Genomic DNA, 12,544 nt, shown 5'->3' on the forward strand with positions numbered 1-12,544 from the left:
TCGGGAACTGCTTTGGGGGAAGGCGTACCGGCAGCGATCGCGCGGTATCGTCCCATCATATAACAGGCATCGTGACAGCCAGCATCGTCGCAGGGCGAGTCAACGCGTGGGCGGCACGGTGGGGTGTTCGGGGCAGGGGAGGCACGCGCCGTAGCGGTGCAATGAAAAAGCCGCGACGGGATGTCGCGGCTTTTCTCATGATGCGCGGGAGTGGGATCGTACCGATCAGCCGCCGCGGCGCATCAGGTCGAAGAACTCGGCGTTGTTCTTCGTCTGCTTGATTTTGCCAAGCAGGAATTCCATTGCTTCGGCTTCGTCCATATCGTAGATGAGCTTGCGCAGCACCCAGATCTTTTGCAGGATTTCCGGCTTGATCAGCAGTTCTTCGCGACGCGTACCCGACTTGTTCAGGTTGATCGACGGATAGACGCGCTTTTCCGCCAGGCGACGCTCAAGGTGCACTTCCATGTTGCCCGTGCCCTTGAATTCTTCGTAGATCACGTCGTCCATGCGGCTGCCGGTTTCGATCAGCGCCGTGGCGATGATCGTGAGCGAGCCACCTTCTTCGACGTTACGCGCCGCACCGAAGAAGCGCTTCGGGCGTTGCAGGGCGTTGGCGTCCACGCCGCCGGTCAGCACCTTGCCCGATGCCGGGATCACGGTGTTGTAGGCGCGGGCCAGACGCGTGATCGAGTCCAGCAGAATCACCACGTCTTCTTTCATTTCGATCAGGCGCTTGGCCTTCTCGATGACCATTTCCGCAACCTGAACGTGACGCGTGGCCGGTTCGTCGAACGTCGACGCGATCACTTCGCCGCGCACCGAGCGCTGCATTTCCGTCACTTCTTCCGGGCGCTCGTCGATGAGCAGCACGAAGAGCTTGGCTTCCGGGTGATTGGCCGTGATCGCGTGAGCGATGTGCTGGAGCATCACGGTCTTACCGGACTTCGGCGAAGCAACCAGCAGACCACGCTGGCCCTTGCCGATCGGGGCGATCATGTCGATGATGCGGCCCGTCACGTTCTCTTCGCCGCGAATGTCGCGCTCAAGCAGCAGCGGCTTGTTCGGGTGCAGCGGCGTGAGGTTCTCGAACATGATCTTATGTTTCGAGGCCTCAGGCGGGTGGCCGTTGACTTTGTCGACCTTCACCAGCGCGAAATAACGCTCGCCGTCTTTCGGCGTACGCACTTCCCCTTCGATCGTGTCGCCGGTATGCAGGTTGAAGCGGCGGATCTGCGACGGGCTGATATAGATATCGTCCGTGCTGGCCAGATACGACGTCTCGGGCGAGCGCAGGAAACCGAAGCCGTCCGGCAGCACTTCGAGCGTACCGTCGCCAAAGATGGTTTCGCCGGACTTTGCGCGCTTCTTAAGAATGGCGAACATCAGCTCCTGCTTGCGAAGGCGGTTGGCGTTCTCGATTTCGAGACCGTTCGCCATTTCTAGCAGCTCGGAGACGTGCTGGGACTTTAGTTCGGATAAATGCATACGGAGGTGCCGTCCGCTGGACGACAAGTGAATGATCAGGGAAAAGTGAGCGAACGCTCGAAGAACTTTGGGGTGCTTTTGGGCGGATTATATAGCAAGCAGCGTCAGGCGCAAGCACTGCGCTGCTTGAGCCCTGCCGGGGTGTCGCACTGTGGCGACAAAGGCCCCGGCACTTGTCATCGACGTTTTACAGATTGCCGTCGAGGAACGAGGTCAGTTGCGACTTCGACAGGGCACCGACCTTCTGAGCGGCGACAGCGCCGTTCTTGAACAGGATCAGCGTCGGGATGCCGCGAATGCCGAACTTGGCCGGCACGCCCTGGTGCTCGTCCACGTTGATCTTGGCGATCTGCACTTTGTCGCCGTATTCCTTCGACACTTCGTCGAGGATCGGGGCGATCATCTTGCAGGGGCCGCACCATTCTGCCCAGAAGTCGAGCAGCACCGGCTTGTCGGATTTCAAAACGTCCGCGTCGAAGCTGGCGTCGGTGATGTGCTTGATAGTTTCGCTCATGAGAATTGTTGCCTCGTCTGACTATTCGGAAACGTCCGATGAAAATGGCGCCATACGCCGCTTGTTTTCACCGACGCTGGAGATGTCACCCAGCTTTCGCGGGCGTGCATTCTCCATATGGAGGCTGCAATCGCGGGCTTCAATAGCGTTCGCCAATGCAGTTTGTGCTCATCTTAGCGGAAATTGCCAAGGCTTGCCCGAGGCGCGGCAAGTCATGACGTCGCGTGTGCTAACGCCGGGGAAGCGCCAGGGGCGGCGCATCGCGGCGTGCGTCGCCCGCGAAATCTACGGTCGATTCAATTTTTCAGGACGTAGTCGATACTTTGTGACAACAGTTCAGGGGTTACCCCAGGCACATTCCAGACTTCTTTACCATCCTTGAAAAATACCGCGGTGGGTGTCGTTTGGATGCCAAGGTCGTTGGCGACGTTCTCGCATTCATTCAGATAGGCTTTGAGGAAGCGCGCGCTGTCGCAGTATTTGTTTGCGATTGCCTCGAATTCTGCGGCGAACTGTTTGTCCGCCGTGCTCGAACATTGTTCGAAACAAGCGACTGTCAGTTTGTCGGTCTCGATAATGAATGTTCTGAATTGTGCGAAATCACTAATGGTTGTGACGTTGTTCATAGGTGGTCAGCTCCGTTAAATTGCGGAAAAAGTGGACGCCATTTCGCGAGTCGCTGGCGTAACGTGGCCCTAAGGGTGTCGACACATGCTCCTCGGGGAGGCTGCAATAGCGTTGCGCGGTTGCATGTGCGAATGCAGTCCAATTTCATGCTAGAGGCTTGTTCGATGGGCTTTGGCCCGTTCCCTGATAACGGGAAATGGCTCGGCGCATGCGCGTTGCGTGTCGAAATTTGGCGTAATGGGCTTCTGTTGGAGAGTCCGTTCTGGTAGAATCTTTCCCTGACGGGCCTCCTCGCATGGTGGCGCGGCCAATCTGGTCAGGTCGGGAACGAAGCAGCCACAGCCGTTTTCTACCAGTGCCGAGGGTCAGGCTCGTCACCTACCTCCTTGTTTTATCGATGTTCCTCGCGCGTTCTGCGCACTCACGATTCCCCTTGAAGCCTCGTCGCGTTGCCCTCATTGTCCAGGGACGGGATGCGTTCGTCGTCGATATGCGCCAGGTCGTGGTGATGGCAGCGTTCGCCTCATCCCGCGTCTCGCGTGGTGTCGAAGGGCTTGGTAGAATCGCCCCACATTTTTTTCTATCGCAGCGATAGCCTGCCGAATCTGGCCGGAAAATCGTGCCCGATCGACGTCCGATCGGGCGTTGACATCGGTGCGGAAGCCCAACGCCGAACTGTTACAATTTGGCATGACCTATCAAGTACTCGCGCGCAAATGGCGCCCCAAAGGCTTCTCGACCCTGGTGGGCCAGGAGCATGTCGTGCGTGCGTTGACGCACGCGCTCGAGCAACAGCGCCTGCATCACGCCTATCTGTTTACCGGCACGCGCGGCGTCGGCAAGACGACGCTTTCGCGCATTCTGGCCAAAGCGCTCAATTGCGAGACGGGGATTACGGCGGAACCTTGCGGCGTCTGTAAGGCGTGCAAGGCCATCGACGAAGGGCGCTTCGTCGATTACGTCGAAATGGACGCGGCCTCGAACCGTGGCGTCGACGAAATGACGTCGCTACTCGAAAAGGCGGTCTACGCACCGGCGGACGCGCGCTTCAAGGTCTACATGATCGACGAAGTGCACATGCTCACCGGGCACGCCTTTAATGCGATGCTCAAGACGCTCGAAGAACCGCCCGCGCACGTCAAATTCATTCTCGCGACGACCGATCCCCAGAAGATTCCGGTCACCGTGCTTTCCCGCTGTCTGCAATTCAATCTGAAGCAGATGCCGGCAGGGCATATCGTGTCGCACCTCACGAACATCCTCGGCGAAGAAGGGATCGAGAACGAACCGCAAGCGTTGCGCCTGCTCGCCAAAGCGGCGGGCGGCAGCATGCGCGATGCGCTATCGCTCACCGATCAGGCCATCGCTTACGCCGCCGGACCGCTCACCGAGACGGCCGTGCGCGGCATGCTCGGCGCGATCGACCAGAGCGTGCTGGTGCGTCTGCTCGACGCCCTCAAAGACGAGTCGCGCACAGATCTGCTCGCGATTGCCGACGAAATGGCCGAGCGCAGTTTCTCGTTCGCGTCGGGGCTGCAGGATCTCGGCAGCCTGCTCCACAAGATCGCACTGGCGCAATACGCGCCGCAGGCCGTGTCCGACGACTGGCCCGAAGCGGCGGACGTGCGACGTCTGGCCCAAGCGCTGTCGCCCGAAGCGGTTCAGCTCTATTACCAGATCGCCACGCGTGCGCGCGGCGAACTCGGCCTGGCACCCGACGAATACACCGGTTTCTCGATGGCGCTGTTGCGCATGGCGGCGTTCACGCCGTTGCTCGCGGGAGGCACGCTCGCCGAACCGCCGACGCCACAGGCCGCAGGTGCTGCGCGTGCGATGCCTGCGACCGCGTCGGCCGCGCCAGCGCCTTCGCGCACCCCGATGGGCGGCGAGTCGACGCCGCGCGCATCGGCCGCACCTGCAGCCACATCGGCACCGGCAGCACAACCGGAAGTGCGCCGCGCACCGGCCGCACGCACCAGTGCACCGACCGACGGTGCACCGATGTCGCCTGCACGTGCCGCGCTCGCTGCGCTGAACGCGGGACGCAAGGGCACGGCAGGGCGCGCCGGTGGCAGCACCAACGCCAATCGCGCTGGCACGGCACGCGCGTCGGACGAAGCACCGGCCGGTGCCGATCCGGAGCCCGAGCCTGCTGCATCTGCAGGCACGTCAGCCGCAGCACCCACCCCGGCGGCGGCACCGCGCGCCTGCGTCTATCGCGAAGCCGACGGCGTCGCCCCGGTCTTTTCGGGCGAATGGCCAGCATTGGCCGCTGAAATCCCGGCACGGGGTCTCGCACAACAATTGGCCTTTCAGAGCGAATTGACGGAGGTGGCGGGGCGCGCCTTGCACTTGCGCGTGCCGTTGCGCCAACTGGCGGACGCGGCGACCACCGACAAACTGCGTCAGGTGCTCTCGGAGCATTTCGGCGACGACGTGCAACTGCACGTCGAACTGGGTCAGGTCGGCACCACCGCCGCTTCGCTGGCAGCGGAAGCGGCCGCGGCGCGGCAGCGGGCCGCCGAACAGGCGATTGCCGACGATCCGCTCATGCGTGAGCTGATCGAGGAATTCGACGCCCAGATCCTTCCGGGAAGCATTCGCCCGGTACAATAAGCAAGTTCGCTTTCGTAAATGGATGACGGATTTTCGAATCCTTATCCCTAAACGCACGTTTGGTGTCTTCCTGTCGATCCGACAGGCCATGAACGCCCTGCGTGAAAGCACCCAACAGGCACCCCACACGATTTACTAGGAGTCAAGATGCTGAAAGGAAACATCGCGGGTCTGATGAAACAGGCTCAGCAAATGCAGGAAAACATGAAGAAGGCGCAAGAACAGCTGGCTCAGATCGAAGTTGAGGGTCAGTCGGGCGCGGGTCTGGTGAAGGTCGTGATGACCTGTGCGAACGAAGCGCGTCGCGTGAGCATCGATCCGAGCCTGCTGGCCGACGACAAGGACATGCTGGAAGACCTCGTGACTGCGGCGATCAACGACGCCACTCGCAAGGCTAAAGCAACGGCTGAGGAAAAGATGGGCGGCCTGACCGCCGGTCTGCCGCTGCCGCCGGGCTTCAAGATGCCGTTCTGAGCCTGACCGGTCAGCTTCCATAGAAAGACGACGCATGCCCCAGCTCCAGCTCTCGAGCCTTCAGGAACTCGTCGACGCCTTGCGCGCGTTGCCGGGCGTCGGCCCGAAGTCCGCCCAACGTATCGCTTACCATCTGCTGCAACGTGACCGCAAAGGCGCGGTGCGGCTGGGCGAGGCGCTGGTGCATGCCTCCGAGCAGATCCGCCATTGCGCGCGCTGCAATACCTTTACCGAAGTGGAAATCTGCGAGACGTGCCTCGATCCCGAGCGCGATACAAGCCTGTTGTGTGTGGTGGAAACGCCCGCCGATCAGAACATGCTTGAGCAGACGATGACCTTCAAGGGTCTGTATTTCGTCCTGATGGGCCATCTGTCGCCGCTCGACGGCGTGGGGCCGGGCGAGATCCATTTCGAGCAACTGATTCGCCGCGCCACCGACGGCGTGGTCAAGGAAGTGGTGCTCGCCACCAACTTCACCAACGAAGGCGAAGCCACCGCCCACTACATCGGACAGACGCTCAAGGCGCGCGGATTGCGCGTCAGCCGGCTTGCGCGAGGCGTGCCGGTCGGAGGCGAACTGGAGTATGTGGACGCCGGCACAATCGCCCGTGCAGTCCTCGACAGACATACGCTCTGAGCATGACGCGGACGTGACGCCGTCCGCCTTTGCGCGTAGGTACTCGTACTCTCATCCAATCGGATTAGCTGTTATTCGCTATATCTGGGCATACCCCCGTCTTCTAGACTGAACCTGCCGACTTGGGGACCCAACAACACGGGGAACACCTATAACTCCCGGGCGGCGTGGGGCCGTTTAACCTGTCGTGCATATCCCGGTCTTAGACCTAATAATTTGCGCGCAGGCACTGCTTAGGCAGGGAGTTAAGGTATGGCTAACGATACCGGGCGCACCCTGATTTACGCTTCCCGAAAGCACAACGACGGTTTACTGTCGTTTTTGGGAGAGCAAGGCTGGCAAGTCGTACCGGCCAAGAGCGCCAGCGACGTCGGTCGCATTCTCAATCCGGGGGTCACCAGCGCAGCACTCATCGACCTGGCGAGCGGTTATAGCGACCGCGAGATGGGCGCGTTCGAGTCCTGCATGCAACCGGCCACGGTCGGCTGGGTTGCCGCAACAAATCCCGAACAACTTTCGACGACGTCGATCCGTCGCCTTATTCGCGACTATTGCTTCGACTACGTCAACGTGCCTTGCACGAACGACCAGCTCGCGCATTCGATCGGGCATGCATGGGGCATGGCATCGCTGTGTGAAGTGCCGATCATCACGCCGCAAGTCGGCGGCGACCAGGAAATGGTCGGCACGTGTGAAGCGATGCAGCAACTCTTTCGCACCATTCGCAAAGTGGCCAACACCGATGCCCCGGTCTTCATCTCGGGCGAGTCGGGCACGGGCAAGGAACTGAGCGCGGTAGCGATCCACGAGCGCTCGTTGCGTGCGAAGGGGCCATTCGTCGCCATCAACTGTGGCGCGATTCCGCCACATCTGATGCAGTCCGAACTATTTGGCTACGAGCGTGGGGCTTTTACCGGCGCCAATGCGCGTAAAGTCGGTCGCGTCGAGTCTGCCAATGGCGGCACGCTGTTCCTCGACGAAATCGGCGACCTGCCCATCGAGAGTCAGGCGAGTCTGCTGCGCTTCCTGCAGCAGGGCGCGATCGAGCGTCTGGGCGGCCACGAAGTCATCCCGGTCAATGTGCGCATCATTTCCGCGACACACGTCGATCTCGAGACGGCCGTGAAAGAAGGGCGCTTCCGGATGGATCTGTTCCATCGTCTGTGCGTGCTGCGTGTAGACGAACCGCCGCTGCGCGCGCGCGGGCAGGACATTGAGATTCTTGCCCATCACGTACTCCAGCGTTTCAAAGGCGACAACCATCGCAAGATCCGCGGCTTCACGCAGTGCGCGGTGCAGGCGATGTATGAATATCACTGGCCGGGTAACGTGCGCGAGTTGATCAACCGCGTTCGACGAGCCATCGTGATGGCCGACAGTCGCATGATTTCGGCCAAGGATCTCGACCTTCTGCCGTGGGTGCCGACGCTGGTGCGCACGCTGGAGGAAATTCGCGCGGAGGCCGAAAAAACGGCCATCGAGCAAGCGTTGCTGCGCCACTGTCACCGTTTGACGGAAGTGGCTGCAGAGTTGGGAATCTCGCGCATTACGCTGTACCGCCTCATGTGCCGGTACGGATTGCGCGGTGACGAATCGGGCGTGCCGGCCTGATATCTTCTGGCGAAGAGAGGGCGACCGTCCTGTGATGAGCAGGGCGGTCGTTTCTTTTTGGGCTCCTGAGTATTGCGCGGTCGATGTGCTGTGCAATGCGCTGTTCAATGTGCTGCGAGATGCATCGATCGATGCGTCCGTGGCGCGCGGAAACATCGCGCGTCAAACACATTTCCCTCCCCCGTTTTGCCCCATCGTCGCATTTTGCGACTGCTGGCATCGCCAATAACGACGGGCGATTCCGGGCATTCCCATGATGTCTTTCGACGCCACCGTTTCATACGCTTTGCGTTGCCTCAAGTTTCGAAATATCGCGTGCGAGGGTTGTCCCGAACACACATCAAAGATGAAACATCCGGGGTGGAAATCGCGGCGTCGAAAAAATCGGGCGACTGTGACGGCCCCGTGTCGTTTCGTTCCTTTCCCCACAATCTGCCGCAAATCTGTCACGCGAGACCCTTGTAAATAGGGCGTTTGCGGCACGCGTCGCTGCTCGCGCCGATATCGTTCGTAGTTCGGAATGTTTGGGTTGTGCGTCGATGACGTGACAAACGCCGCCTGGCACCCCCCACGTATCAATGCTGAAACGTTTTCGGCCACTCGCCCCGGTGTGCCAGCAGGGCTGAAAATTTAACGTCAATGTTTTCAAGCACTTAAGCGGGGTGGCACGGAAGTCGCTTTATTGGTCCGGGCAAGGAGGACATAGCGATGCGAATTCTCACCACCGAAATGCAGTACCGCGTACGACACGGCGCAGGCGCACTGAGTGCTGCCATCGTTGTGGCACTCGGACTGTGCGCTGCACCGGCGCAAGCGCAGGACAACATCTCGCGCTCGCCGCTCATGCAGCTGGCAATGCTCACTGGCTCGATGGTGCCGGCATCGTTCACGACGCCGTCGATGCTCGCCGCCCCGATTTCCGACGCGGATGCCGCCATCGCGGCGCCGGTCGCCGACGCCACCTCCGTGGCGCCGGAGCAAGCCCCCGCAGTGGCAGGCAACGACGACAGCCAGACCATCGGCGCGTCGAATATGCCGCTCGCCGCTGCCCGTATCGACGACGAACAACTGGGAAGCCAGCGCGGCCGCAATTTGCAGGGCGCCGCGATGGTCAAGTCGCCCGGCATGGCACTCGCCAATGGTGTGACGTTGTGGGACGAACTGCCCGGCGGTATCACGCCGACGCCGCGTCCGCAGCAACTGTCGAACGGCGTGGGCAATGTCCAGGTGACGCGTGTGACCTACACCACGCGGTGATCGACATGACCCAACTTTCATTCTCGTCTGCTGTGTTCGCCACGTTGCTCGTGGCGCTCACACCGGCAATGCTCCCCGGCCAGGCCAAGGCCGAACCGGCGACGCCGGGCGATATCGTGATCGAGCGCAACATCGGCCCGCGGATCGCTTATCGCGGCCTGCCGCGCGATGAAAATCAGATCGGTCTCGCCGTCTCGGCGTTTCCTACGGGACCGTTCGGCACCGCGTTGGGTGCGGTGACGGCGGTGACGGATAACGATCTGACGGCGCACGCCTCGGCCGGACTCGTGACCGGTGCCGTGCGCTCGGGGATGGACCCGGTGATGGGCGTGCTCGTTGGCAACGCCCGCGGCGGTAACGCACTGAATACCAGCAATGGTGTCGGCGGTGGCTTCGCGGCCGGATCGGCGGGCGGCGGTATCGGCAGCATCGGCACGCTCGTCCCGTCGGTGATCAACTCGGCGCTCGCGCCGCTCTCCACGATCGGTGCAGCAGGAGCGGCGAAATGAGCGCACAACGCAATGCCTTGCGCGCTATCGCGCTGGCCGCGACGACCGCTTTGACTGTCATCAGCGGCATGTCTCACGCACAGGACATCTGGATCACGAACGGTGAGCTGACCGGCACGCACGCCACCATCGAAAACGGCGCTGCGGTCGGTGTGGCCGGCGCCCTCGGTGTGAATCAGGCAGCCGGCGTGAATAACGCGCAGGCCAACAGCACGGTGCTTTCCAACGGCGGTGGCCTCACGGTCGGTACGTCGAGCACGAATCAACAGGCACTCGTCACCACGACGACGGGTGCAGCAAGCGCCGCAATTCAGGGCAATGCATTTTCAGGCACCTCGGGGGTGACGCAAGTCAACCAGGCGAGCGGTGCCGGCAATCTTCAACGCAACGCGACCGTCATTGTGACTGGCGATGCGTCTGGAGTGGCGAGCGTATCGGATACGGCACTATCCGCTGCGATCTCCAAGGGTGGCCCGACTGGCCACAACAACCTCAACGATCAGTTCCGCACGGCGTCGATTTCCGGTGATGCCTTCCGCGGGGTGAGCGGTGTGTTGCAAGTGAACCAGTCGGCTGGGATAGGCAATGTAACCGCAAATGTTTTTGTGCTCCGTCCCCCGGCGGGCACATCTTTTTAACTGGGTAACTCTCTCGTCAAGGAGATGGTCATGAAAACGAAAGCAATTGCAGCGGCTGCACTGCTGGTAGCAACGGGAACCGCGATGGCTTCCCCCAATCACCAGCAATATAGCTTCTCGTTCATCGGCAACGAGACCAACGTTCTGAACCTGGTCGGCATTTTCGGTCTGGTCGGCATTCGCGGCTGCGTCACGGTGGACAACACCGGCAACGCCGTCGTGCAGAGCAACCAGAGCGTCGACGTGCACCACGTCAACCTGAAGGGACCGCTGCTTGGCAGCTATGCCACCGGCAAGGTGACGTATGGCGTCGATTCGAAGACCACCACGGTTTCGAATCAGGGTAGCGCCTACCTGTTGGCTGGCAAGACGGAAACGCACTTCGACAACACCACGTCGTGGGTGAATGCATCGGCTAACGGCCATCTGAACACGAGTCAAGCCTTCCAGGCTGGCGCGGGATATGTCGCAGGGCAGTCGAGCTCCGGCTCGGGTGGCTTCATCGCCGGTGGCGGGTATCAATACTCGAACATCGCTGGCGGCGGAGGCATCATCGGTGGCGGCGTGATTCCGATTCCTGGCGGCCTCGCACTCTATGGTGGCTATCTGGTCGGCAACTTCGGTGCAGGTCAGGGTTCTGCTTGGGGCGGCTATGCCTACGGTCAGCAGTCGCAACAGGCCGCCGGGTTCCTCGCTGCAGGCTTCCTGAACACGCAGAAGAGCTTCGATGCAGCGTTCCACGCCGTTTTGAACCACGGCAGCAGCTCTATCGAAAGCGATTCGGTGGCAGCAGCGGCACTGTGGGGCTTCACCGATACGTTCACGAAGTCGACCACGTGGGCGAAGGGCGCGATCACGTATCACGTGAACACGGCTCAATACCAGACGATGGGCGCAACGCTCGGCAACGGCGCATTGGCTAACGCCAACGGCAACGTCGGTGTGAACGTGGCGGCAGGTGCCGACAACGCACAGGCCAACAACGTCGCGATCGCTTCGCTCAACGCTCAGCCGGTGTATGCCTCGGCCCAGGTGTTCTCGAACCAGTCGTCGAAGGGTTCGGCAAGCCTCTCGCAGTTCATGGTCAACGCCAGCGTGGGTGACGGCGCACTGGCCAACGCCAGCGGTAACGTCGGCGTGAACGTGGCCTCGGGTATCGGCAACGTGCAGGGCAACAGCATGGCTGCAGCAGTGTCGCAGTCGACCGGCTGGTACAAGGGCGGTGCAGCCAACGCAACGGCTCAAACCGACCAGTCGGCCAGCATGAAGGCCTCGGGTGACTTCGTCGCCAATGCCTCGCTCGGCGCCGGTGCGCTCAAGATGGCAACGGGCAATGTGGGCGTGAACGTGGCAGCCGGTATCGGCAACGTTCAGTCCAACAACCTGTCGATCTCGGCAATCAAGTGATGTAGCTAGCCGGTCCGGAGAAACTTCCGGACCGGTTTTTTCATGAGGTGTGTCATGAATGATGCGCGTCGTGCCGTTGTGAGGATCGCTACTGTTTGCGCTCTGGCGTGCGCAAGCGTGGCCGGGCACGCGCAGTATGCATCGGTGAACCTGGAGTCTTCGACTGGTGTACCGGCGGTCAAGAAGATGCGCTCGTTCAAATCGATGCACTACGTGAATCTGGTCCAGCAGGAATACGACTTCAGTTGTGGTTCCGCAGCACTGGCAACGCTGCTGCGTTATGGCTACGGGATCAACATTCCCGAGACCGAAATGATTCAGCGAATGATGGCGTTCTCTAACCCGGACACCGTCATCAAGAACGGGTTCTCGATGCTCGACATGAAGAAATTCGTGGAGACGCTCGGACTCGAGGGGCGCGGATTCAAAGTCGATGTGAGTGCGCTTTACGACCTGAAGATCCCGGTCATTGCGCTTATCGACGTCAACGGCTATCAGCACTTTGTGGTCGTCAAGGCAGCGAAGGACGGACGTGTGTTCGTGTCCGATCCGGCGCTGGGCAATCGCATCATCGAGCAGGCCGATTTTGCCAAGCAGTGGAATGGCTTGGTGCTGGCGGTCATCGGCAAGCCTTTCCTGGAGGACTCACCGCTGCTCAAAGGAAACGAATCCCTGGCTGCCAAGTTGCGCGATGGCGCGCTGGCGACCGGGACGTCACCGACCCCGATGGTGGACTTCGGCATCATCCGGGCGGACCTGTTTTGAG

12 protein-coding genes and 1 other RNA gene are annotated in these 12,544 nt (G+C 61.1%); 10 read left to right on the forward strand and 3 right to left on the reverse strand.

What is annotated here, in order from left to right; translation table 11 throughout:
* Window positions 1–225: 225 nt before the first annotated feature.
* The 3 genes from rho to PCO31010_RS14765 form a co-directional block, all read right to left on the reverse strand.
* Window positions 226–1,488 (reverse strand): transcription termination factor Rho, encoded by a 1,263-nt coding sequence (gene rho, locus PCO31010_RS14755; protein WP_039399112.1) that lies wholly within the window; start codon window positions 1,486–1,488, stop codon window positions 226–228.
* A 187-nt stretch (window positions 1,489–1,675) separates the two neighbouring features.
* Window positions 1,676–2,002: a thioredoxin TrxA gene (gene trxA, locus PCO31010_RS14760; RefSeq protein WP_039399110.1), complete on the reverse strand. Its 327-nt coding sequence runs from the start codon at window positions 2,000–2,002 to the stop codon at window positions 1,676–1,678.
* A gap of 296 nt (window positions 2,003–2,298) precedes the next feature.
* Complete coding sequence (locus tag PCO31010_RS14765; protein WP_150664913.1) at window positions 2,299–2,628, reverse strand: thioredoxin family protein; 330 nt, start codon at window positions 2,626–2,628, stop codon at window positions 2,299–2,301.
* Between the two features lie 281 nt (window positions 2,629–2,909).
* Between PCO31010_RS14765 and ffs the strand changes: the two genes are divergently transcribed.
* The 10 genes from ffs to PCO31010_RS14815 all read left to right on the forward strand — a co-directional run bounded on the left by ffs (window position 2,910) and on the right by PCO31010_RS14815 (window position 12,543).
* Window positions 2,910–3,008: signal recognition particle sRNA small type (gene ffs / locus PCO31010_RS14770), an RNA gene on the forward strand.
* Between the two features lie 311 nt (window positions 3,009–3,319).
* On the forward strand, window positions 3,320–5,245 hold the full coding sequence (dnaX, locus tag PCO31010_RS14775) for a DNA polymerase III subunit gamma/tau (RefSeq protein ID WP_150664914.1): 1,926 nt from the start codon (window positions 3,320–3,322) through the stop codon (window positions 5,243–5,245).
* Window positions 5,246–5,392: 147 nt separating this feature from the next.
* A complete protein-coding gene (locus PCO31010_RS14780; RefSeq protein ID WP_150664915.1) occupies window positions 5,393–5,719 on the forward strand; it encodes a YbaB/EbfC family nucleoid-associated protein in 327 nt (108 codons plus the stop codon).
* A 34-nt stretch (window positions 5,720–5,753) separates the two neighbouring features.
* Complete coding sequence (gene recR / locus PCO31010_RS14785; protein ID WP_039399107.1) at window positions 5,754–6,356, forward strand: recombination mediator RecR; 603 nt, start codon at window positions 5,754–5,756, stop codon at window positions 6,354–6,356.
* A gap of 252 nt (window positions 6,357–6,608) precedes the next feature.
* Window positions 6,609–7,967, forward strand: a complete 1,359-nt coding sequence (locus PCO31010_RS14790; protein ID WP_039399105.1) for a sigma-54 dependent transcriptional regulator — start codon at window positions 6,609–6,611, stop codon at window positions 7,965–7,967.
* A 708-nt stretch (window positions 7,968–8,675) separates the two neighbouring features.
* Complete coding sequence (locus PCO31010_RS14795) at window positions 8,676–9,224, forward strand: hypothetical protein (protein ID WP_150664916.1); 549 nt, start codon at window positions 8,676–8,678, stop codon at window positions 9,222–9,224.
* Between the two features lie 5 nt (window positions 9,225–9,229).
* Window positions 9,230–9,733, forward strand: a complete 504-nt coding sequence (locus tag PCO31010_RS14800; RefSeq protein WP_150664917.1) for a hypothetical protein — start codon at window positions 9,230–9,232, stop codon at window positions 9,731–9,733.
* Window positions 9,730–10,371: a hypothetical protein gene (locus tag PCO31010_RS14805; RefSeq protein WP_150664918.1), complete on the forward strand. Its 642-nt coding sequence runs from the start codon at window positions 9,730–9,732 to the stop codon at window positions 10,369–10,371. Before PCO31010_RS14800 ends, PCO31010_RS14805 begins: the two co-directional genes overlap by 4 nt.
* Window positions 10,372–10,401: 30 nt before the next feature.
* On the forward strand, window positions 10,402–11,778 hold the full coding sequence (locus tag PCO31010_RS14810; RefSeq protein ID WP_150664919.1) for a hypothetical protein: 1,377 nt from the start codon (window positions 10,402–10,404) through the stop codon (window positions 11,776–11,778).
* A 54-nt stretch (window positions 11,779–11,832) separates the two neighbouring features.
* Window positions 11,833–12,543: a C39 family peptidase gene (locus tag PCO31010_RS14815; RefSeq protein ID WP_370855755.1), complete on the forward strand. Its 711-nt coding sequence runs from the start codon at window positions 11,833–11,835 to the stop codon at window positions 12,541–12,543.
* The last annotated feature ends 1 nt before the right edge of the window (window position 12,544 follow it).

Origin of the sequence: Pandoraea commovens (assembly GCF_902459615.1) — a bacterium.
GTDB classification, from domain to species: domain Bacteria; phylum Pseudomonadota; class Gammaproteobacteria; order Burkholderiales; family Burkholderiaceae; genus Pandoraea; species Pandoraea commovens.

Excerpts from the sequence above, each read along its gene's own strand:
- PCO31010_RS14810 (WP_150664919.1), top strand. The coding sequence starts at position 10,402 with ATGAAAACGAAAGCAATTGCAGCGGCTGCACTGCTGGTAGCAACGGGA.
- PCO31010_RS14815 (WP_370855755.1), top strand. The coding sequence starts at position 11,833 with ATGAATGATGCGCGTCGTGCCGTTGTGAGGATCGCTACTGTTTGCGCT.
- PCO31010_RS14805 (WP_150664918.1), top strand. The coding sequence starts at position 9,730 with ATGAGCGCACAACGCAATGCCTTGCGCGCTATCGCGCTGGCCGCGACG.
- PCO31010_RS14780 (WP_150664915.1), top strand. The coding sequence starts at position 5,393 with ATGCTGAAAGGAAACATCGCGGGTCTGATGAAACAGGCTCAGCAAATG.
- PCO31010_RS14795 (WP_150664916.1), top strand. The coding sequence starts at position 8,676 with ATGCGAATTCTCACCACCGAAATGCAGTACCGCGTACGACACGGCGCA.
- PCO31010_RS14790 (WP_039399105.1), top strand. The coding sequence starts at position 6,609 with ATGGCTAACGATACCGGGCGCACCCTGATTTACGCTTCCCGAAAGCAC.
- PCO31010_RS14800 (WP_150664917.1), top strand. The coding sequence starts at position 9,230 with ATGACCCAACTTTCATTCTCGTCTGCTGTGTTCGCCACGTTGCTCGTG.
- rho (WP_039399112.1), bottom strand. The coding sequence starts at position 1,488 with ATGCATTTATCCGAACTAAAGTCCCAGCACGTCTCCGAGCTGCTAGAA.
- recR (WP_039399107.1), top strand. The coding sequence starts at position 5,754 with ATGCCCCAGCTCCAGCTCTCGAGCCTTCAGGAACTCGTCGACGCCTTG.
- dnaX (WP_150664914.1), top strand. The coding sequence starts at position 3,320 with ATGACCTATCAAGTACTCGCGCGCAAATGGCGCCCCAAAGGCTTCTCG.
- PCO31010_RS14765 (WP_150664913.1), bottom strand. The coding sequence starts at position 2,628 with ATGAACAACGTCACAACCATTAGTGATTTCGCACAATTCAGAACATTC.
- trxA (WP_039399110.1), bottom strand. The coding sequence starts at position 2,002 with ATGAGCGAAACTATCAAGCACATCACCGACGCCAGCTTCGACGCGGAC.